This window comes from Micromonospora sp. C81 (assembly GCF_018070425.1).
Lineage (GTDB): Bacteria > Actinomycetota > Actinomycetes > Mycobacteriales > Micromonosporaceae > Micromonospora > Micromonospora zamorensis.
The window spans coordinates 249,398-269,160 of record NZ_JAGPXS010000004.1; the positions used below are offsets into that span (position 1 = coordinate 249,398).

Genomic DNA, 19,763 nt, shown 5'->3' on the forward strand with positions numbered 1-19,763 from the left:
CCGTTATCGGCTAACGGAAAGTGTCCAAGGTCTGCCGGGTCTCGTTGTCGGTGTCCTTGTGGTTGTGCGGGATATGCCGCTGGCCGGCACCCCCGGGGGTGCCGGCCAGCGGTCGGGTCGTTCAGTGTTGGTGTCAGCTGTTCCAGTGCTGGGCGACGAGGTCGGTGGCCTGCTGCTCCCACTGGGCGTAGGCGTCGGGGTAGGCGGAGACCTGGACGGTCTGTGCGGCGTCGGTCAGTGCCATGTCCTGCCAGCCGTCGACCTGGCGGAGGCCCTTGAGGAACGCGGTGGTGGAGTAGGCGGGGTCGGTGATCTGCTCCGGTGTGCCCCAACCACTGGTCGGGCGCTGTTGGAACAGGCCCAGCGAGTCGTGGTCATTCTTGTCGCCGAGGTGGCCCAGGTTTTCCAGCTTGGACTCCTGCAGGCTCGTGGCGATGGAGATGACCGCGGCGCGCTCGGGCAGGCCGGCCTTCTTCGTGGCGGCGATGATCGCCTTGACGTTGGCGGTCTGCTCATCGTTGAGGGTGATGTGGGACTGGTCGCCCTGGGGCTTCGGGGCGGTCGACTGCACCGCTACCGCGACCGGCTTGCCATCCACGGGGTTGGCAGCGTGGGCGGCGATCGGGCCGGCGAAGACACCACCGGCGAACGCGAGACCAGCAACAGACAACATGCTCTTACGGAAGATCGTGTTCATGGGGGTAGCTCCTTCGGGGGTAGGAAACACCCGCACCGCCAATGGGGGTCGGCGACGCAAGGGTGTGAGCACCTCGTCCGGCGCTGCATCAAAATCAAGGGGAAAAGTCTTAGGGAGATCGGCACCGTCAAGCGGGGGGCTTGCGGGGGCCGGGTCGGCTGCCTGCGAGCGGGGCTCGGGCGCCGGGTCCATGTGTAACGACCGGGGGTCGGGGGTCATTCCCCGGTGGGCCCACCGCCGACACCGGCTCGTGTGAAGCGGTGCTCGGGTGGTCGCTCGTGGGGACTGCAACGACCGGGGACCCGGGGTCATTCCGCAGGCCGGGCCATTCCGTCGCACCCGTTGGAGCGGGGTGCTGGGGAGGCTTCAACGATGCGGACCGGGTCGGCATTCCAACCCCGCTACCAGCTGTTCCAACCCCGGTTGGGCGGGGCGGTGAGGCGGTGGTCCTGCGATCGTCAGAGTGTGTAACGACCCCGCCCGGGCCATCATTCCGACCCACCGGTGCGACCGGTCACAGGCCAAACACCCCGAAGGCCGCAACCCTCGTACCAGGCCCATCGGCGCTCTCGCCTTAACCCCTCAGACCGGACAAACCTCGCATCAGCCGACCGGTGCCCGAGCAGGCCGGGGCCGCACCGTCCCGCCGGCCCGGGTGCCGCGCGCTTGGGACCCATCGGGCACGCACCACCCCCATGCGGGCATGATCCACTCGACTTCACGGAAACCGCGGCATCCGCGACAGGCCGACACCCCGACTTCAATGAAGCCCAGTCGATCATGAGGTTGGCGATGACTGACGCCCTGCTCAGGGCCGGAAATTCGGTTGAATCTACGCGCAGGCGCCGGCAGGCTGAAGTCTCCGCCACCCCACATCCGGAGGACTTTCCATGCGCCTGCTCCGTGATCTGTGGGGCACCTCGGCACGTCGTATGACGGTCGTGGCCGTCCTGATCGTGCTCGGCGCCGCCGGTCAGGCGGGCGCCTCGGCGCTGGCCGGAGCGGTGCTGGTGCATCGTTCGGCCGGCTTTTTCGTTGTGCTGGCCGCGGCGCTGGTCGCCGTGGTGCTCAGCGACCTCGCGGTGAGCCTGCTGATGGCCGGCTTGACCGCCGACTGGTCCGCCGACGTCCGCCGACGGCTCTGCCGGGTCGCCTTCGGGCAGGACCTGCCCACCCTGGAGACCACCCCGGTGGGTGAGCTGCTCGACCGCATCGACGGGGACGTCTACCAGGTGGCGTCGGCGATCCGTAACCAGGGCACCCGGCTCGCCCAGGGGCTCTGCGTCGGTCTGTTGTCGATGGTCGTGGCGTTGGTCGTGTGGTGGCCGGCCGGTGTCGCGATGCTGCTGCTCACTGTGGTGCTCGCAGTCAGTCTGCGCCGGCCCACGGCGCGGATCGCCCCGGCCCGGATGGCTGAGGAGGAGGCGTGGTCCGACCTGGCCGCCGTGATGGAGGAGGCGGTGCACGGCCAGGACGACGTACGGACCAGCCTGGCCCGCCCGTACGTGCTGCGGCTGTACGCACGGCGGGCCGCCGCCGTGCTGTCCCGGGGCGGCCTGGTCTGGGTGTTGTCCGCCCGGGTGGCCGCCGCCGCGACCGCGACGATCCGGGCTGGCATCGGCGCGGTGGTGCTCGGCGGGGCCTGGGCGTTGACCACCGACCGGATCGACGCCGCCCGGCTCACCGCCATCTGGCTGCTCGCCCTGGCCTTCGGTGCCACCGCGGAACACGTCAGCCGGATGGTGCCGGAGATCCAGGAGGCTCTCGGCGCGTGGGCCCGGGTGCAGTTGCTGCACAAGGCACGGCAGGAGCCCGTCGGCGGCGCCAGCCCGACCGAGGGTGACCTGCGCATCCGCGACCTGACCTTCGGATACCAGGTGAGTGGCCCGGAGGGCGGTCGGGGGGCCGCGCTGCGCGGGCTCAGCCTCACCTTCGCGCGTGGGCGCTCGTACGCGCTGATCGGGCGGACCGGTTCGGGCAAGTCCACGCTCGCGAAGGTGCTCACCAGGGCTGTCGACGTGCCGTCGGGCACTGTCTTCCTCGGTGGCACCGACCTGTGTGACCTCGACGTCGAGCAGTTGCGCCGCTGGGTGGCACTGGTGCCGCAACGTACCGAAATCGTGGCCGGCACCCTCGCGGAGAACGTGGCGCTCTACGACCCCGAGCTGCTCGACGCCGCGGCCCAGGCACTGAACGAGCTGGGCCTGGCCGGCTGGATCGCCGAGTTGCCGGACGGGTTGGCGACCCGGCTGGGGGAGGGCGGGCACGTGCTCTCCGCCGGCCAGGAGCAGCTGGTGGCGTTCGCCCGGATCCTGGTCCGGGACCCGCATGTGGTGATCCTCGACGAGGCCACCGCACGTCTGGATCCTGTCACCGAGGCGCGGGTGCAGCGGGCCACCGAACGACTGCTGCGCGACCGGATCGGCATCGTCATCGCCCACCGACTCTCCTCGGTGCGCCGCTGTGACGAGGTGGTCGTGCTGGCCGACGGCGCGGTGGTCGAGGCCGGCCCGTTGGAGACGTCGACGCGCTTCGCCGAACTGCTGGCGACCAGTCACGCGGCCGCGTACGCCGCAGTGGCACCGGCCGGCCGCGCCGGCGCCGGCACCGGCACCGACCTGCTGGTCGGCCCCGACCCGGCCGACGCCTGGCCGAGCGAGCCGACCACCGAGCCGGTCGAGAGGGCCGGGCAGGTCGAGAGGGCCGGGCAGGTCGAGTCGGTCGAGAAGGCCGGGCCGACGCGGGCCGACCCGCCACCGCTGCCTCCCGTGCCGCCGGCCCGGACGCTGCGGGAGATCATCCGACTCTGCACCAACGATCCCCGGTACGGGCTGGCGGCGATCGGGTTGTTCCTCGGGCTCAGCCTGCTGGGGCTGGACGGCCCGGTGCTGCCCTGGCTGTGGGCCGACCTGGTCGACGGGACCGGCAACCCGTACCTGCCGGCGGTCGGGATCGTGGCCGGGCTGCTGGTCACCATGCCGCTGCCGTACTACACCCACGTCTGGTTCCCCCAGTGGTGGGTGCGGCAGATGCTGCGCATCGGCCTGCGCCTGGTGCACGGCCAGACCGGGGCGCGCCGGGTCAGCTCGCACACCCCGGCGGAGGTCGTGGCGCAGGGCGGTGACACCGAGCGGGTGGTCCAGCTCGCCGACAACGTGCTGGACCAAGGCGTCGCGCTGGTGCTGGTGGTCGCCATGACGGCGGTCACCGGGAGCGTCGTACCGGGGCTGTTCTTCCTCGGCACGATGGTGGTCTCCGGGCTGGCCGCGACGTTGTTCGGGCCGAAACTCGAACGCGCGGCCCGGGCGACGGTGGCGGCGCGGGCCGCCTTCGCCACTGCGTTGGTCTCCGCGCTCTCCGCGGCGCGGACGGTGAAGCTCGCCGGCGCGACCACGGCGGTGCTGCGTCACCTGGCGGGCCTGGACGTGCTGCGCAGCGACCGGCAGCGGCGGGAGATCTCGGTGCAGGTGTGGGCGCGTTCCACGCCGTCGGTGGCCAGCGGGCTGTTGCCGATCGGCGCGTGGGCGCTCTACCTGAGCGGCTCGCTCTCCGCCGGGGCGGTGCTGGTGGCCGTCTCCACGCTGGGCGCGGCGCGCTGGTTCGCCTGGACCACCGCGTCGTTGATCTCCCAGCTGCCCTCGGCGCGGGTCTGGACGCGGCGCACGGCGGCGATGACCGGAGTGAGCGCGTACTCCGCTGGGGTTTCGGCTGTCGACCTGGCCGCCGGGACGGCGCCCGCGCCGACGCCACCACCCCGGCATCCGCTGCGCCGCTTGGAGCTGCGCGGCTTCGGGGTGGTGCATTCCGACGGTACGGTGGCCGTCCGGGACGTCGACCTGACCGTGCAGCGTGGGCAGTTGGTGCTGGTCGTCGGGCCGGTGGGGTCGGGCAAGTCCTCGTTGCTGCGGGCGCTGGCCGGGATCGTGCACCACACCGGTGAGCTGGCCTGGAACGGTGACCCGGTCACCGAGCCGGAGCTGTTCCTGCGCCCCAACCAGGTCGGTTACGTCGGCCAGTTGCCTCGGGTGCTGTCCGGCACTGTCGCCGACAACATCGCGCTCGGGCACGAGGTGGACGCGGCCGGGGCGGTCAGCACCGCACAGCTTGACCACGACCTGGCCGCCGCTGGCGGTGGGCTCGGTCTGCTCATCGGGCACAAGGGCACCCGGCTGTCCGGCGGCCAGTTGCAGCGGTTGGCGCTGGCCCGTGCGCTGGCCCCGCGTACCGAACTGCTGGTCGCCGACGACGTGTCGTCGGCGCTGGACGTCACGACCGAGCTGGCGCTGTGGCAGGCGTTGCGGGACCACGGGGTGACAGTGGTCGGCTCCACCGCGAAGCGCGCCGCGCTGGTCCGGGCCGACCACGTGGTGGTGCTGCTCGGCGGGCAGGTGGCGGCCCAGGGGACCTGGCAGGACCTGGAGGGTCGCTGGTCACACCTGGCCGGCTGAGAGCGGGATGACGGTCGGGGGGCGGCGCACACCGGCCGCCGCCCGACCGCCCGGAAGATCAGGCCGCGCGGGCGTACTGGGCGGGGCCGGAGTACGGGACGCCGAGCTTGGCGGCGGCCCGGCGCGGCCAGTACGGGTCGCGCAGCAGCTCCCGGCCCAGCAGCACCAGGTCGGCCTCGCCGCTGGCGACGATCTGCTCCGCGTGCTCGGGCTCGACGATCAGGCCCACCGCGCCGGTCGGCACACCGGCGTCGCGGCGGATCTGCGCGGCCAACGGCACCTGGTAGCCGGGGCCGAGCGGGATGCGCTGGTCGGTGCTGACGCCACCGGAGGACGCGTCGACCAGGTCGACGCCGACGCCGGCCAGCTCGCCGGCGAGCACCACGCTGTCCTCGATCGTCCAGCCGCCCTCAGCCCAGTCGGTGGCGGAGATCCGGGTCAGCACCGGCACGTCCTCGCCGACCGCGGCGCGCACCGCGCGGGCCACCTCCAGGGTGAGTCGCATCCGGGCGGCCCGGTCGCCGCCGTAGGAGTCGGTGCGGTGGTTGGTCAGCGGCGAGAGGAACTCGTTGAGCAGGTAGCCGTGCGCGGCGTGGATCTCCACGGCGGCGAAGCCGGCGTCCAGCGCGCGTTCGGCGGCCGCGGCGAACGCCTGGACCACACCGGCGATGCCGGCCTCGTCGAGGCTGGTCGGCGTCCGGTAGTCGGTGGTGAAGGGCTCCGAGCCGGGCGCGACGGGCGTCCAGCCACCCTCGCTGTCCGGCACGCCACCGCGTTCCGGTGCCCACGGCCGGTAGGTGGAGGCCTTGAAACCGGCGTGCGCGAGCTGCACGGCCGGCACGGCGCCGTGGGCGGCGACGAACGCGGTCACCGGTCGCCAGGCGTCGACGTGCGCGCCGGACCACAGCCCGGTGTCCTGCGGGCTGATCCGGCCCTCGGGGAGCACGGCGGTCGCCTCGGTCAGGATCAGACCGGCACCGCCGACCGCGCGACTGCCCAGGTGGATCAGGTGCCAGTCGGTGGGCAGGCCGTCGGGGCCGGCGGAGTACTGGCACATGGGGGCCATGGCGATCCGGTTGGGCAGTGTGACCGCGCGCAGGGCCAGGGGGGTGAACAGGGAACTCATGGGGTCATCCTCTCGAAGACGGCGACGGGCCCCTCCGGGGAGGGGCCCGTCGCCGTCGGTGTCAGCTGGATCAGGCGGGTACGGGGCTCAGCTCGTCCTGTCGGGTCGGCCGGGGGTCGGCGACCGGCTCCGGGTCGGTCAGGTCCCGCCGACCGGCGGACTCGTACGCGGCCCGGTCGAGGGTGCCCTCCCGGGCGGCGACCACTGTCGGCACGAGTGCCTGCCCGGCCACGTTGGTGGCGGTGCGGATCATGTCCAGGATCGGGTCGATGGCCAGCAGCAGGCCGGCGCCGGCCAGCGGCAGACCCAACGTGCTGAGGGTCAGGGTGAGCATCACGATCGCGCCGGTCAGGCCGGCGGTGGCCGCCGAGCCGACCACCGAGACGAAGGCGATCAGCAGGTAGTCGGTCACGCCGAGCTGCACACCGAACACCTGGGCCACGAAGATCGCGGCGAGGGCCGGGTAGATGGCGGCGCAACCGTCCATCTTCGTGGTGGCACCGAACGGCACCGCGAACGAGGCGTACTCGCGGGGGACGCCGAGGCGCTCGACGGAGCGCTGGGTCACCGGCATGGTGCCGACCGAGGAGCGGGACACGAAGGCCAGCTCGATCGCCGGCCAGGCGCCGGCGAAGAAGCGCAGCGGGTTGAGGCGGCCGGCGAGGATCAGCACCAGCGGGTAGACCACGAACAGCACGATGGCGCAGCCGACGTAGACGGCGGTGGTGAACTTCGCGAGGGGGGCCAGCAGGTCCCAGCCGTACGAGGCGACGGCGTTGCCGATCAGGCCGAGGGTGCCGATCGGGGCGAGGCGGATGACCCACCAGAGCGCCTTCTGGACGATCTCCAGCAGGGACCGGTTCAGCGCCACGAACGGCTCGGCGGGCTCGCCGACCAGCAGGGCCGCGGCGCCCACGACGACGGCGAGGAAGACGATCTGGAGGACGTTGCCCTCGACGAACGCGCCGACCGGGTTGGTGGGCACGATGCCGGTGAGGAAGTCGGTCCACGAGCCGGTGTTCTTCGGCGGGGCCGCGCCACCCAGGTCGAGGGTCACGCCCTTGCCCGGGTTGGTGAGCAGGCCGAGGCCGATGCCGATGCTCACCGCGATCAGGGCGGTGATGCCGAACCACATCAGGGTCTTGAGGGCGAGCCGGGCGGCGTTCGCGACGCCGCGCAGGCTGACCACGCTGACCACGATGGCGGTGAAGACCAGCGGCGGCACCGCCAGTTTGAGCAGCTGGATGAAGAGGCTGCCGACGGTTTGCAGGGTGGTGGTCAGCCAGCTCAGGTCGTTGGCGCGGGCCAGGAAGCCCAGCGCGACGCCGAGCACGAGGCCGAGCAGGATCTGCACGGAGAAGGGAATCTTGCGCAGGCCGAAAGGCATGAGACGTTGTCCAATTGTCTGGTTCCGAGCGAGTGGGCGTGTGTGTGTCGCGGCTATGCCGGACAGACGCCGCTGGCCTGCAGTCGGAGATCGACGTACAGGCGCTCGGTGAGGCCCCAGACATTGGTCATCGCTCGCCGACGTTACGCCGATTCCCGCTCGGAGGAAGGGGTGATCGGCGTGAGGCTCCTTACATCCGGCCCGCCCGCCGTCCTATCGACGGGCCAGGGCGAGGGCTGTCGCGGTCGAGAGGCCCCACAGCACCGCGACGGCGAGGACCAGCCGTTCCAGCACGCCCACCACCGCACCCCGGCCGAGGACGAGCATCGCCAGCCCCACCGCGGCGCAGAGCGGCAGCGCCACCGCGGCGGCCAGGCCGGCCAGCCGACGGAGCACCGGGCCCGCCGGCCCGGACACGGCGAGCGTGACCATGGCGAGGACCACCGACGCGGTCGCCGCGATGCTCGTGCCGCCGTGCACCAGATCCGCCGCCGTCGCCCGCTCGAACGGTGGCAGCGGGCAGCCGGCGGAGCAGGTCACGGCCCCGGACACGGCGGTGAAGACCGCGCCGGTGGCGAGCAGGGCCGGTGCCGCCCACACCCCGGGAGGCAGCGCCGCGCCGACCAGCAGCAGCGCTGCGGCCAGAGCGAGGATCCCGATCCGGTACGTCGTGGCGTGACCACTGCCGGCGATGCCCGCCTCGCTGACGTACCCGGTGAGCCCCGGACCGGGACCGGCGATCACGGCGACGGTCACCGCGACCGCCCCGGCCAGCGCGCAGCCGGCCGCGGCGGACCCGGCGACCCGGCGGGCGACGTCGGCGCGGGCCCTCGGCGCGGTCGTGGTGCCGGGCCGACCCGGCTCAGCCACGCCCGTGTGGCGTGCTCCAACCGGAGTCGTCAGGCCCGAGCGGCACGATGCCGCTCGGGTTGATCTCCCGGTGGGTGCCGTAGTAGTGCCGCTTGATGTGGTCGAAGTCCACCGTCTCACCGAAGCCCGGGGTCTGGAACAGGTCCCGGGCGTACGCCCAGAGCACCGGCATCTCGGTCAGCTTCTGCCGGTTGCACTTGAAGTGTCCGTGGTAAGCGGCGTCGAACCGGACCAGTGTGGTGAACAGCCGCACGTCGGCCTCGGTGATCGCCTCACCCATCAGGTAGCGCTGCCCGGCGAGGCGTTCGGACAAGGCGTCCAGCCGGGCGAAGAGTGCCCGGAATGCCTCTTCGTACGCCTCCTGCGAGGTGGCGAACCCGCACCGGTACACGCCGTTGTTGACGTCGGTGTGGATCTCGGCCATCAGCGCGTCCATCTCGGGGCGCAGTTCGACCGGGTACAGGTCCGGTGCGTCGGGCGCGTGCAGCGACCGCCACTCGGTGGAGAGGTCGAGGGTGAGCTGCGGGTAGTCGTTGGTGACGACCCGGCCGGTCAGGGTGTCGACCAGCGCCGGCACTGTCACCCGGCCGGTGTAGTCCGCGTCGGTGGCCAGGTACGCCTCGGAGAGGAAGCTGACGCCGAGGACCGGGTCGAAGCCGTCCGGGTCCAGGGCGAACGCCCATCCCCGCTCGTCGCGGATCGGGTCGACGGTGCCCAGCGAGATCGCGTCGTCCAGGCCGAGCAGGCCCCGCACGATCCTCGCCCGGTGTGCCCAGGGGCAGGCGCGGCACCAGATCAGCCGGTACCGGCCGGCCTCCAGCGGCCAACGGTCCTGCTCGTCGGGCCCGCCACCGGGTGGGGAGGTGGAGTCGGCGGTGACCCGACCGGTGAACCGGTTGGGCTGACGGACGAACGCGCCGCCGCCGCTGGTCTCTGCGCTGAACTGGGCCCGGGCCATGCCGCCAACCTATCCGCTGCTGACGCGGATATCCTGGCGGCCGGCAGCCCCCGCGACCCGGTGGGCGTGCCCCACCCCCGCCGTCTGCACCCCCGAAGGACTCGCGATGACCGTGGCATACCTGGTGGCCGGTGTCCGTACCCCGATCGGCCGGTACGCCGGCGCGCTGGCCGGCGTCCGCCCCGACGACCTGGCCGCGCACGTGATCCGCGAGTTGGTCGCCCGGCACCCGTCGGTGGACTGGGCGCGGGTCGACGACGTCGTGCTCGGCTGCGCCAACCAGGCCGGCGAGGACAACCGCAACGTGGCCCGGATGGCGGCGCTGTTGGCCGGCCTGCCGCAGGAGGTGCCGGGCAGCACCGTCAACCGGCTCTGCGGCTCGGGCCTGGACGCCCTGGCCACCGCCGCCCGGTCCATCGTCGCCGGGGACGCGGAGCTGGTGATCGCCGGCGGGGTGGAGAGCATGAGCCGTGCCCCCTTCGTCATGCCGAAGGCCACGTCGGCGTACTCCCGCTCCGCCGAGGTGTACGACACCACGCTGGGCTGGCGGTTGGTGAACCCGCTGATGCGCGACGGGTGGGGCGTCGACTCGATGCCGGAGACGGCGGAGAACGTGGCCGCCGAGTACGGCGTGAGCCGGGCCGAGCAGGACGCCTTCGCGTACCGCTCGCAGCAGCGCGCGGCCAAGGCGCAGGCCGACGGCCGGTTCGCCGAGGAGATCGTGGCGGTGGCCGTGCCGGCCGGCCGCCGGGAGACCCGGCTGGTCGAGGTCGACGAGCACCCCCGGGAGACCACGCTAGCGAAGTTGGCCTCGCTGCCGACCCCGTTCCGCGACGGCGGCACGGTGACCGCCGGCAACTCCTCGGGCGTCAACGACGGGGCGGTGGCCCTGCTGGTCGCCAGCGAGGCGGCGGTGCACCGGTACGGCCTCACTCCGCTGGCCCGGATCGGCGGGGCGGCTGCGGCCGGCGTACCGCCCCGGATCATGGGGATCGGCCCGGTGCCGGCCACCCGCAAGCTGCTCGACCGGGTCGGCGTCGAGCTGAGCGCGGTGGACGTGGTGGAGCTGAACGAGGCGTTCGCCGCGCAGTCGGTGGCGGTGTTGCGCGAGCTGGGGCTGCCCGTGGACGCCGAGCACGTCAACCCGAACGGCGGGGCCATCGCACTGGGGCACCCGCTCGGCGCCAGCGGCGCGCGGCTGGCATTGACCGCCGCCCTGGAGTTGCGCCGTCGCGGCGGTCGCCGGGCTCTGGCCACCATGTGCATAGGTGTTGGTCAAGGGATCTCCCTGTTGCTGGAGTCAGCCGCCTAGAGTGGTCCACACCACACGACCCGCGGGTCGACCGGTGCCCACGCGTGACCGCTGCGCGCCCCGACGCCGGTGCTGTCCCGCGCCGCGGCGATGAACTGGGGAGCACGCTGATGCCGGACGGACTGCCGACCGAGATCGATCTGACCAGGCCGAGCGCGGCCCGGGTGTACGACTATTTCCTGGGCGGGGCGCACAACTTCGAGATCGACCGGCAGCTGGCCGAACAGATCGCCAGCATGACGCCGAATCTCGCCGCCACCATGCGTTCGGGCCGCGAGTTCCTGCGCCGGGCCGTCCGGGTGCTGCTCGACGCCGGCATCGACCAGTTCCTCGACATCGGCTCCGGAATTCCCACCGTGGGCAACGTGCACGAGGTGGCCCAGGGGGTGAACCCCAAGGCCCGAGTGGTGTATGTCGACATCGACCCGGTGGCGGTCGCGCACAGCCGGGAGTTGCTTGCCGGCAACGAGCTGACCGGGGTCATCCACGCCGACCTGCGTGAGCCGGAGCGGATCCTCGCCGAGACCCGGCAGCTCGGGCTGATCGACTTCAGCCGGCCGATGGGCATCCTGCTGGCCGGGGTGGTGCACTTCATCCCCGACAGCGACCGGCCTGAGGAGATTCTGGCCACCCTGCGGGCCGCCGCCGCTCCGGGCAGCTTCCTGGTCATCTCGCACTCCACGTTCGAGGACCAGCCGCAGGAGATGCTGGACGCCCAGCGTCTCTCCGCCCGGACGGACACCGAGATCACCCTGCGCTCCCGCGCCCAGGTCACCGGTTTCTTCGGGGACTGGACGGTCCTCGAACCGGGCGTGGTGCACATGCCGCTCTGGCGGCCCGACTCACCGTCCGACGTGGACGAGCACCCGGAGCGGTTCGGCGCCTTCGGGGGCGTCGCCCGGTACGACCAGCCCGCCGGCTGATCCCGTGGCCGCCGTCCCGGACCCCGCCGGGGTCGGTGCTGGCCGGGCCGACGCCCAGGGGTACGCCGCCGACTGGGCCCGTGCGGTGCGCCGCCTCGGGTTCGTGCCGCTCAGCGCGGCCGAGACCGAGCGGCTGCTGCTGGTGCACACGATCCGGCTGGCGCAGGCGGTGCGGGCGGAGCCCTTCTCCGCCCGCCCGGCCGAGGAGGTCGGGTGGGCGCTGGTGGAGGCGCACCTCACCGAGCCGCAGGCCCTGGACTGGACGCTGCATGCCCTCGGTGCGGATTTCGCCGACCGGGTGCTGGGTGCCCTCGACCGGCCGGCGGACCTCGCCGACCGGATCGCGGCGGTGCAGGGCGGGCTGGCCGCCGGGTTCGCCCGCGCGCTTCGCGACCGCACCTTCAGTCAGCAGGAACGGATCGCCCGGTCCGCCTGGCAGGCGCGTGACGAGGTCGAGCAGGCGCTGCGCGACAGCGAGGCACGGTTCCGGGCCGTCTTCACCGGTGCCGCCATCGGGATCGGCATCGCCGGCGTGGACGGTCGGATCATCGACGTCAACCAGGCCTTCGCCGACATGCTCGGTTACTCCATGGAGGAGTTGCGCGGGACCAACGTGGCGGCACTGTTCCACGTGGACGACGCCGCCGGGATGTGGGAGCTGTACCAGGAGCTGATCGAGGGCAAGCATGACGCGGCCCGGGTGGAGAAGCGCTACCACCGCAAGGACGGCAGCGTGGTCTGGACGGATCTGGCCGTCTCACTGATCCGCCACGACGACGGCCGGCCCCGGTTCACCGTCGCGATGATCGAGGACATCACCCAGCGGTACGAACTCCAGCAGCGGCTGCGCTTCCAGGCGCTGCACGACCCGCTGACCGGGCTGCCCAACCGGACGTTGTTCTTCGAGACGCTGGCGCGGGTCCTCGACGGCGCGGACAACGGGCGGCGAGTCGGGGTGTGCTTCCTCGACCTGGACGGCTTCAAGGCGATCAACGACAGCCTCGGTCACGACCTCGGTGACCGCCTGCTGGTGATGATCGGCCGGAGGCTGGCCGCGTGCGTGGCCGACCACGGCCACCTGGTCGCCCGGATGGGCGGCGACGAGTTCGTGATCCTCGTCGACGGTGGGAACGACATCGACGACGCGGTGGCCGTCGCGGAGGCCGCGCTGGCCGCCGTCGCGTCCCCGGTGCACGTCGGTGACCACCAGTTGGCCGTCTCGGCCAGTGTGGGCATCGTGCAGTGCCCGGCTGCGGAGACCTCCCCGTCGGAGCTGATGAAGGCCGCGGACACCACGCTGTACTGGGCGAAGGCGGCGGGCCGGGGCCGGTGGGCGGTCTACGACCCGGAGCGCAGCGCCCGGGACATCGCCCGGTCGGCGTTGGTGGCCGGGCTGCCCGCCGCACTGGACCGGGGCGAGTTCGTCCTGCACTACCAGCCGATCGTGTCGCTGCTGGAGGGCAGCATGCTCGCGGTGGAGGCGCTGGTCCGGTGGGAGCATCCGGAGCTGGGCCTGATCGGGCCGGACCGGTTCATCGGCCTGGCCGAGGAGACCGGCCTGATCGTCCGGCTCGGTGAGTGGGTGCTGCGGCAGGCCTGTCACGACGCCGAGCGGTGGTGGCGGCAGTTCCCCGAGGCCAGGCTGGTGGTCAGCGTCAACCTCGCCGCGCGGCAGGCCGACGACCCGGCGATCGTGGAGACGGTGGCCGACGCGCTGCACACCAGCGGACTGCCGGCCGAGCTGCTTCAACTGGAGCTGACCGAGAGCGCCGTGATGGGCAGCGCCGACGAGCCTCTGCGCAGCCTGTACCGGCTCGCCGCGCTCGGCGTCCGGCTGGCGGTCGACGATTTCGGCACCGGATACTCCAACCTGGCGTACCTGCGGCGGCTGCCGATCCACTGCCTGAAGCTCGCCGGCCCGTTCGTCGAGGGCATCCGCGCCGACGGCACCGACGTCGCCGCCGACCACCGTGACGAACGGATCGTCGACGCGCTGGTCCGGTTGGCGCACGCGCTGGAGCTGTGGGTGACCGCCGAGGCGGTGGAGACCGAGGTGCAGGCGGAACGGTTGCGGGCGCTGCGCTGCGACACCGGGCAGGGACGATTCTTCGGCGCCCCGGCCCCGGTCGACACGATCACCGCCCGGCTCCGTGGCGGGGCGACGGCGTGAGCGGGGGCCCACTACGGTTCGGTCGGCACCGATGGCGGCGATGGAAGGTGGCGACGTGAGCCTGACGGACTCGCAGACCGTGGTGACGGTGGTGGCCGGCCTGGCCATCCTGGCCGGGTTGGCCGGCGTGGTGGTGCCCGGCCTGCCGGCGTTGCCGCTGTGCTGGGGTGGGGTGCTGGTCTGGGCGGTCTTCGGCGGTGCGGGCATGGTCGGCTGGGCGGTGTTCGGCGCTGCCACTGTGGTCGTGGCGGGCGGGACCGTGATCAAGTACGCGTGGCCGGGCCGGAACCTGAAGCGCACCGGTGTGCCGACGTCCACACTGCTCGCCGGCGGCGTGCTCGGCATCGTCGGGTTCTTCGTGGTGCCGGTCGTGGGGCTGGTGCTCGGCTTCGTCGCCGGGGTGTGGGCGGCGGAGCGGCTGCGGCTCGGCAGCAACCAGCTCGCCTGGCCATCCACAGTGCAGGCGCTCAAGGCCGCCGGTCTGTCGATGCTGGTCGAGTTCGCCGCCTGTCTGGTCGTTACCGCACTGTGGCTGGCCGGCCTGCTGCTGGCGTGATCCCCCGGTCGGACGAGTTCGGGGCGATAAGGCGGAGCGGCAGCGGCTAGGGTCGATCCCATGCGCGTCGTGGTGCTTGGCGGTCTTGGTGCCTGGCCCTCCGCCGAGCAGGCGTGTGCGGGCTTTCTGGTCGAGCACCAGGGCTTTCGGCTGTTGGTCGATCCTGGCTACGCGACAGTGCAACCGCTGCTGACCCGGCTGCCCGCCTCAGCGGTCGACGCGGTGTACGTCAGCCACGGCCATCCCGACCACTGCGCCGACCTGCAGCCACTGCTGCGGGCCAGGGTGTTGCCCGACCGGTCCGCGCCGGCCCTGCCGGTGTACGCGCCAAGCGGCAGCCTCGACCCGCTGCTCGCGATCGACGAGTCAGGGCTCATCGACACGGCGTACCGACTGCACGGGTTCACCCCCGGCGACAACTTCGGCGTCGGTCCGTTCACCGTGCGGACATGGTCACTGCCGCACTGGGTGCCGAACGCCGGGGCCCGTTTCACCGCCGGCGGGACGGTGCTGGCCTACACCGGGGACACCGGGCCGAGCCCGATGTTGGTTGAGTTGGCCCGCGACGCCGACCTGCTGATCGCCGACGCGACGTATGTCGACGAGATCCCGGACCGGCATGTCGGATTCCTGTCGAGCGCCGCCGAGGTGGGTCGCTACGCCACCGCGGCGCGGAGCAGAGCGGTCCTGCTGACGCACCTGTGGCCTGGCACGGACCCCGACGCGGCCGTCGCCGCGGCACGGCGGGCATACAGCGGTTCGGTCGACGTGGCCCGGTCGGGCCTGCTGGTCGATCTGCCCGCCTGACGCCGGGGCTCGTAGTGACGGGCTGGGGGCGCGGGGCACTGGTCGGGTACGGCGACGCGCCGTACGTGAGAGAGAGGTGTGCCCCGCGCCGCCGCGGTCCGGGCGGTCCGAGCGCCCGGGGGTACGCCCGTCGCGAACGGGCTGGTCACGGGCTCAAGGATGCGGCCGGGGTGGCCGCAGGGGCAACACAATTAGCCGTCGGCGGTGACATTCCCGCCGAGTATGTATTGACCGTCTTGATCGCCCGGGATCACACTTTGCCCACTCGCACGCGGAACCACCTCAGGGAGGTGTGCAGTGGCAACGACCCCAGTGCCGACCGCCGAGCACCCGATGGACGACGACGCCCGACGGCTCGCCGAACTCGGCTACAAACAGGAGTTGCGCCGCAAGTGGAGTGGCTTCTCCAACTTCGCCATCTCGTTCTCGATCATCTCGATCCTGGCCGGCTGCTTCACCACCTTCGGTCAGGCGTGGAACAACGGCGGCCCGGTCGCCATCTCCTGGGGCTGGCCGCTGATCTCCCTGTTCATCCTGATCATCGGTTTCTGCATGGCCGAGCTGGTGTCGGCGTACCCGACCGCTGGCGGGATCTACTGGTGGGCGGCCACCATGGGTCGCCCGGTGCACGGCTGGTTCACCGGCTGGCTGAACCTCATCGGTCTGGTGGCGGTCACCGCCTCGGTGGACTACGGCTGCGCGACGTTCCTCAACCTCACCCTGTCCGCGCTCTTCGACGGCTGGGCGGGGACGCTGCGCCAGGCGTTCGTCCTCTTCGTGATCATCCTGGTGCTGCACGGGCTGATCAACATCTTCGGGCACCGGATCATCGACGTACTCCAGAACGTCTCGGTCTGGTGGCACGTGGCCGGCGCGGCCGTCGTGGTGGCCATCCTGGTCTTCGTGCCGGACAACCACCAGAGCTTCCAGTTCGTGTTCACCGAGCGCTTCAACAACTCCGGGTTCGGTGACGGCGACGTCGGCGGGCTGACGTTCTGGTTCTACGTGCTGCCCCTGGGTTTCCTGCTGACCCAGTACACGATCACCGGCTTCGACGCCTGCGCGCACGTCTCCGAGGAGACCCGCGGCGCTTCGCAGGCCGCCGCGCGGGGGCTCTGGCAGTCGATCTTCTATTCCGCTGTCGGCGGCTGGATCCTGCTGCTGGCGTTCCTCTTCGCGGCCACCGACGTCGAGGCGGTCAACGCCGCGGGCGGCTTCTCCGGTGCCATCTTCGAGTCCGCGTTGACGCCGGTCTTCTTCAAGATCGTCATCATCATCTCCACCATCGGCCAGTTCTTCTGCGGGATGAGCTGCGTGACCTCGATGAGCCGCATGGCGTACGCGTTCAGCCGGGACCGGGCGGTGCCCGGGTGGCGACTCTGGTCGACTGTCGACCGCAACGGCACCCCGGTCAACGCGATCATCGGTGCGACCCTGGCCGGCCTGGTGCTGACCCTGCCGGCTCTCTACGAGAGCTCGGCCGGCATCCCGATCGCCTTCTACGCGGTGGTCTCGGTGGCGGTGCTCGGGCTCTACCTGTCCTTCCTCATCCCGATCGCACTGCGGCTGCGGATGGGCGACCGGTTCGTGCCCGGGCCGTGGACGCTCGGCCGCAAGTACAAGCTGCTCGGCTGGATCGCGGTGATCGAGATTGCCGTCATCGCGGTCTACTTCGTGCTGCCCATCGTGCCCGCCGGGGTGCCCGGCAACGACGGGTTCACCTGGTCGGCCGTCAACTATGCGCCGCTCGCCGTCGGCGGGGTGCTGCTGGTGGTCGCCGTCTGGTGGTACGCCTCGGCCCGCACCTGGTTCACCGGGCCCGTCCGTACCGTCGAGGAGCCGGCCGCGAGGTCAGAGCCTGCGGCGGTCGACGGCCCCGAATGACCCGAGCCCTGCCGGGGTCAGGGCTGCACCGGGTCCGCGAGACGGAACCCGGCACGGCCGGCGGGTGGCGGCTGCCGCTCGCCGGTCGTGAACCGGACGATGCGGTCGTCCTGTGGCCTCGGCGTGCCATTGCCGTCGCGGTTGCTGGTGGCCACCCAGAGGGAGCCGTCCGGGGCCACCTCGACGGTACGGAGCCGGCCGTAGGCACCCACCAACTCGGCGGCCGGTGTGCCGACCGTCCCGGCGGGGCTGATCGGGACGGCCCACAGCCGGGCTCCCCGCAGCGCGGCGACGAACAGGGTGCCGCCCGCGAAGGCGGCACCACTCGGCGACGCCTGCGCCGGGGGCCAGACGACCACCGGGGCACGGAAGCGGGGATCGTTGCTCGGGCCCTCCACGACCGGCCAGCCGTAGTTGCCGCCCGGGACGATGCGGTTCACCTCGTCCCAGGTGGCCTGGCCGAACTCGGTGGCGAACAGTCGGCCCTGCGCGTCCCAGGCCAGACCCTGCACGTTGCGGTGGCCGTAGCTGAACACCGGCGAGCCGGGGAACGGGTTGCCCGCGGGGACGCCACCGTTCGGCCGGATCCGCAGGACCTTGCCATTGCGGCTGGCCAGGTTCTGCGCGTTGGCTGGGACGCCGGCGTCACCGACGCCGACGTAGAGCATCCCGTCGGGGCCGAAGGCGATCCGTCCACCGTTGTGGATGGACGCCCGCACCGGGCCGCTGAAGATCACCTGCTGGCGTTGCGGCGCGTTCAGCCGGAACCGCGCGATCCGGATGTCGGACGCGGTGGTGAAGCAGACGTAGACCCACCGGTCCAGGCGGTACCGGGGAGAGACGGCCAGGCCGAGCAGGCCTCCCTCGCCGCCGCCGACCACTCCGGCGATCCGGGCGACCTGCACCGTCGGTTGGCCGGGTCGGACCCGCAGCACGGTGCCCTGGTTGCGCTGAGCCACCAGGGCGCTGCCGTCGGGCAGGAAGTCGAGCCCCCAGGGTGCTTCCAGCCCGGTCGCGACGACCTCCGGTTGGGCGAAGTCGAACCCGCCGGCACCGGCAGCGGTGACCGACCCGTCCGGCGTACGAACCCCCGCCTCGGCGCTCACCGCCGTGCCGAGCGCGATGGCGAGAGTGACGACGGTCAGGACTGCTCGAAGACGCATGACAACTCCTCGCGTGGTTTGCCGCCGACCACGCCGGGGGCATTGACGGTGATCCGGTTTGCCAGTAGACCTTGGTGATGGAGGCCCGCTCATGAGCAGAACGCCACTGACGCTGGAAGAGTTGCGGGTCGCTGTCGAGGCCGGCGAGATCGACACCGTGGTGTTGGCCCTGGTCGACATGCAGGGGCGCCTGCAGGGCAAGCGGTTCCACGCGCCCTTCTTCCTCGACCAGGTGGTGGCCAACGGCAGTGAGGGTTGCAACTACCTGCTCGCCGTGGATGTCGACATGAACACCGTCGACGGGTACGCGATGTCGAGCTGGGAGCGCGGCTACGGCGACTTCGCGATGGTGCCGGACTTCGGCACGTTGCGCCGCACACCGTGGCAGCCCGGCTCCGCGATGCTGCTGGCCGACCTGACCTGGCTCGACGGAACGGGCGACGTGGTCGCCTCGCCCCGGCAGATCCTGCGCCGGCAGTTGGACCGGCTGGCCGAGCACGGGCTGACCGCGTACGCCGGCACCGAGTTGGAGTTCGTGCTGTTCCGCGACTCGTACGAGGACGCCTGGCGGCGCGGCTACCGCGATCTCACCCCGGCCAACCAGTACAACGTCGACTACTCCCTGCTCGGCACCGCCCGGGTGGAGCCGCTGCTGCGCCGGATCCGCACCGAGATGGCCGCTGCCGGGCTCACCCCGGAGAGCGCCAAGGGCGAGTGCAACCTCGGCCAGCACGAGATCGCCTTCCGCTACGACGAGGCGGTCGCCTGCGCCGACCACCACGTGATCTACAAGAACGGCGCCAAGGAGATCGCCGCCCAGGAGGGCATGTCGATCACCTTCATGGCCAAGCCGAACGAGCGGGAGGGCAACTCCTGCCACATCCACTTCTCCCTGCGGGACAGCACTGGTGGCTCGGCGATGCTCGGCGACGGCCCGGCGCACCTGTCGCAGACCGGGCAGCGGGTGCTCGCCGGGCTGCTGGCCACCATGCGGGAGTTCAGCCTGCTCTTCGCCCCGAACATCAACTCCTACAAGCGCTACCAGCCCGGGTCGTTCGCCCCCACGGCACTGCGGTGGGGGGTGGACAACCGCACCTGCGCGCTGCGGGTCGTCGGGCACGGGCAGGGCATGCGGGTGGAGAACCGGGTGCCCGGCGCCGACGTCAACCCGTACCTGGCGATCGCCGGCCTGGTCGCCGGCGCGCTGCACGGCATCGACAGTGAGCTGGAGTTGGGCGACGAGTGCACCGGCAACGCGTACGACGACCCGGAGGCCGAGCGGGTCCCCGGCACCCTGCGCGACGCCCTAACCCTCTGGGAGGGCTCCACTGTCGCCCGGGAGGCGTTCGGCGACGAGGTGGTGGCCCACTACGCCAACCAGGCGAGGGTGGAGCTGGCCGCCTTCGATGCGGCGGTGACGGACTGGGAATTGACCCGAGGCTTCGAGCGTCTGTGATCGACG

The 19,763-nt window shown here is 72.0% G+C and carries 14 protein-coding genes; 8 read left to right on the top strand and 6 right to left on the bottom strand.

Going from position 1 to position 19,763, the window contains the following annotated elements; all coding sequences use genetic code 11:
* Nucleotides 1-133 precede the first annotated feature (133 nt).
* Nucleotides 134-697 (bottom strand): hypothetical protein, encoded by a 564-nt coding sequence (locus KBX46_RS09935; RefSeq protein WP_210792181.1) that lies wholly within the window; start codon nt 695-697, stop codon nt 134-136.
* Nucleotides 698-1,587: 890 nt separating this feature from the next.
* Between KBX46_RS09935 and KBX46_RS09940 the strand changes: the two genes are divergently transcribed.
* A complete protein-coding gene (locus KBX46_RS09940) occupies nt 1,588-5,145 on the top strand; it encodes an ABC transporter ATP-binding protein/permease (RefSeq protein ID WP_210792182.1) in 3,558 nt (1,185 codons plus the stop codon).
* A 58-nt stretch (nt 5,146-5,203) separates the two neighbouring features.
* Here KBX46_RS09940 and KBX46_RS09945 read toward each other — a convergent pair whose 3' ends face one another.
* The 4 genes from KBX46_RS09945 to KBX46_RS09960 form a co-directional block, all read right to left on the bottom strand.
* A complete protein-coding gene (locus tag KBX46_RS09945; protein ID WP_210792183.1) occupies nt 5,204-6,271 on the bottom strand; it encodes an NADH:flavin oxidoreductase/NADH oxidase in 1,068 nt (355 codons plus the stop codon).
* A 70-nt stretch (nt 6,272-6,341) separates the two neighbouring features.
* Nucleotides 6,342-7,646 (bottom strand): dicarboxylate/amino acid:cation symporter, encoded by a 1,305-nt coding sequence (locus KBX46_RS09950; protein WP_185755468.1) that lies wholly within the window; start codon nt 7,644-7,646, stop codon nt 6,342-6,344.
* Nucleotides 7,647-7,871: 225 nt separating this feature from the next.
* The gene (locus KBX46_RS09955) at nt 7,872-8,528 is read right to left on the bottom strand and encodes a DUF998 domain-containing protein (protein WP_210792184.1); all 657 of its coding nucleotides are present in this window, start codon (nt 8,526-8,528) and stop codon (nt 7,872-7,874) included.
* Entirely contained in the window at nt 8,521-9,486 is a 966-nt protein-coding gene (locus KBX46_RS09960) for a glutathione S-transferase family protein (RefSeq protein WP_210792185.1), read from the bottom strand. Before KBX46_RS09960 ends, KBX46_RS09955 begins: the two co-directional genes overlap by 8 nt.
* A 106-nt stretch (nt 9,487-9,592) precedes the next feature.
* Between KBX46_RS09960 and pcaF the strand changes: the two genes are divergently transcribed.
* The 6 genes from pcaF (at nt 9,593) to KBX46_RS09990 (ending at nt 17,138) form a co-directional block, all read left to right on the top strand.
* The gene (pcaF, locus tag KBX46_RS09965) at nt 9,593-10,798 is read left to right on the top strand and encodes a 3-oxoadipyl-CoA thiolase (protein WP_210792186.1); all 1,206 of its coding nucleotides are present in this window, start codon (nt 9,593-9,595) and stop codon (nt 10,796-10,798) included.
* A 110-nt stretch (nt 10,799-10,908) separates the two neighbouring features.
* Nucleotides 10,909-11,721, top strand: coding sequence for an SAM-dependent methyltransferase (locus KBX46_RS09970; protein ID WP_141908251.1), 813 nt, complete (start codon nt 10,909-10,911; stop codon nt 11,719-11,721).
* Nucleotides 11,722-11,725: 4 nt separating this feature from the next.
* Entirely contained in the window at nt 11,726-13,891 is a 2,166-nt protein-coding gene (locus KBX46_RS09975) for a bifunctional diguanylate cyclase/phosphodiesterase (RefSeq protein ID WP_210792187.1), read from the top strand.
* Nucleotides 13,892-13,946: 55 nt separating this feature from the next.
* A complete protein-coding gene (locus KBX46_RS09980; protein WP_088951520.1) occupies nt 13,947-14,447 on the top strand; it encodes a DUF456 domain-containing protein in 501 nt (166 codons plus the stop codon).
* Between the two features lie 60 nt (nt 14,448-14,507).
* Complete coding sequence (locus KBX46_RS09985; protein ID WP_210792188.1) at nt 14,508-15,254, top strand: MBL fold metallo-hydrolase; 747 nt, start codon at nt 14,508-14,510, stop codon at nt 15,252-15,254.
* 297 nt (nt 15,255-15,551) lie between these two features.
* Entirely contained in the window at nt 15,552-17,138 is a 1,587-nt protein-coding gene (locus KBX46_RS09990; protein ID WP_210792189.1) for an amino acid permease, read from the top strand.
* A gap of 17 nt (nt 17,139-17,155) precedes the next feature.
* Here KBX46_RS09990 and KBX46_RS09995 read toward each other — a convergent pair whose 3' ends face one another.
* A complete protein-coding gene (locus tag KBX46_RS09995) occupies nt 17,156-18,301 on the bottom strand; it encodes a sorbosone dehydrogenase family protein (RefSeq protein WP_210792190.1) in 1,146 nt (381 codons plus the stop codon).
* A 91-nt stretch (nt 18,302-18,392) separates the two neighbouring features.
* Between KBX46_RS09995 and KBX46_RS10000 the strand changes: the two genes are divergently transcribed.
* Nucleotides 18,393-19,757, top strand: coding sequence for a glutamine synthetase family protein (locus tag KBX46_RS10000; protein ID WP_099851258.1), 1,365 nt, complete (start codon nt 18,393-18,395; stop codon nt 19,755-19,757).
* Nucleotides 19,758-19,763: the final 6 nt, after the last annotated feature.